The 1,576-nt window shown below is 59.5% G+C and carries 2 protein-coding genes; both read left to right on the forward strand.

Annotated elements, in window-relative coordinates; translation table 11 throughout:
* The first annotated feature begins 97 nt into the window (after positions 1-97).
* Complete coding sequence (gene yejK / locus F8N85_RS34050; protein WP_150804035.1) at positions 98-1,102, forward strand: nucleoid-associated protein YejK; 1,005 nt, start codon at positions 98-100, stop codon at positions 1,100-1,102.
* Positions 1,102-1,452 (forward strand): glutaredoxin family protein, encoded by a 351-nt coding sequence (locus F8N85_RS34055; protein WP_150804036.1) that lies wholly within the window; start codon positions 1,102-1,104, stop codon positions 1,450-1,452. Before yejK ends, F8N85_RS34055 begins: the two co-directional genes overlap by 1 nt.
* Positions 1,453-1,576 lie beyond the last annotated feature (124 nt).

Here is a 1,576-nt window from a genome sequence, read left to right on the forward strand (position 1 = left end):
AAAGGCCTGTCGGACACCGCCAAAACTAGCAGGTGCGGTACACTGGGCGCTTTTTCGGGGAGCTCGCCCCTCCCCCATTCAACCAGCCGAGAAGCCCATGCCGATCCGTCATTGCATCGTCCACCTGATCGACAAAAAACCCGACGGTACACCTGCAGTTCTCCACGCTCGCGACTCCGAACTGGCGCAATCCCAGGCCATCGAGCACATGCTTGCCGACCTCAACGAGAGCTACAACGCCAAGCAAGGCAAAGCCTGGGGCTTGTTCCATGCGGAATCCGGGGCGCACCCTTTCAGCGGCTGGCTGAAGGAATACCTCGACGGCGGCAAGGACTTCACTGGCTTCAGCCGTGTGGCGGTCGAACACCTGCAAAAACTGATGGAAGAGTCCAACCTCTCGGTGGGTGGCCACGTGTTGTTTGCCCACTACCAGCAAGGCATGACCGACTACCTGGCCATCGCCCTGCTGCACCATAGCGAAGGCGTCGCGGTGAACGCCGAGCTGGACGTGACCCCCTCCCGCCACCTTGATCTGGGCCAGTTGCACCTGGCGGCGCGGATCAACATCTCGGAGTGGCAAAACAACAAGCAATCCAAGCAGTACATCTCGTTCATCAAGGGCAAGAACGGCAAGAAGGTCTCGGAGTACTTCCGCGACTTCATCGGCTGCCAGGAAGGCGTCGACGGCCCTGGCGAGACCCGCACGCTGCTCAAGGCCTTCAGCGACTTCGTCGAAAGCGAGGACCTGCCGGAAGAGTCCGCCCGGGAAAAGACCAAGACCCTGGTGGATTACGCCAGCAGCCAGGCAAAAATGGGCGAGCCAATGGGGCTGGAGGAATTGTCCGAGCTGATCGACGAAGAGCGTCCGAAAGCCTTCTACGATCACATCCGCAACAAGGACTACGGCCTGTCGCCGGAAATTCCTGCCGATAAACGCACCCTCAACCAGTTCCGTCGCTTCACCGGCCGCGCCGAGGGCTTGTCCATCAGCTTCGAAGCGCACCTGCTGGGCTCGAAGATCGAATACGACGAAGAAGCCGGGACACTGATCATCAAGGGCCTGCCGACCCAACTGACCGACCAGCTCAAGCGTCGCAACTGATGTTGAACGGGATACTGAAGAAATTTCTGCTGATCCTGCTGGTGGTCGTGGCTTATCAGAACTGGGGCAAGATCGAGCGACTGTTCAACCCGCAGGCGTCAGTGTCCGAGCAGACCCAGGCCAACGCCAGGGTCGTGCTCTACGCCACTGACTGGTGTGGCTACTGCAAGCTGACCCGGCGCTTCCTCGATCAGCAAGGCATCCCGTACAACGAGTTCGACATCGAGAAGAATGCCGAAGCACGCAAGGCCTATGAGGCCCTGGGTGGACGGGGGATTCCCCTGCTGGATGTGAATGGCACCTTAATTCGCGGTTACAGCCCTGAGGCTATCCTGACAGCATTGAAATAGGAGCCGCCGCACCAGACCGGCCGTACGCCCCCCCCGTGTAGGAGCTGCCGCAGGCTGCGATCTTTTCAGTGGATCATGATGTTTTGAAGAGGGGCAAAGATCAAAAGATCGCAGCCTTCGGCAG

Source organism: Pseudomonas fluorescens (assembly GCF_902497875.1).
Classification (GTDB): domain Bacteria; phylum Pseudomonadota; class Gammaproteobacteria; order Pseudomonadales; family Pseudomonadaceae; genus Aquipseudomonas; species Aquipseudomonas fluorescens_BR.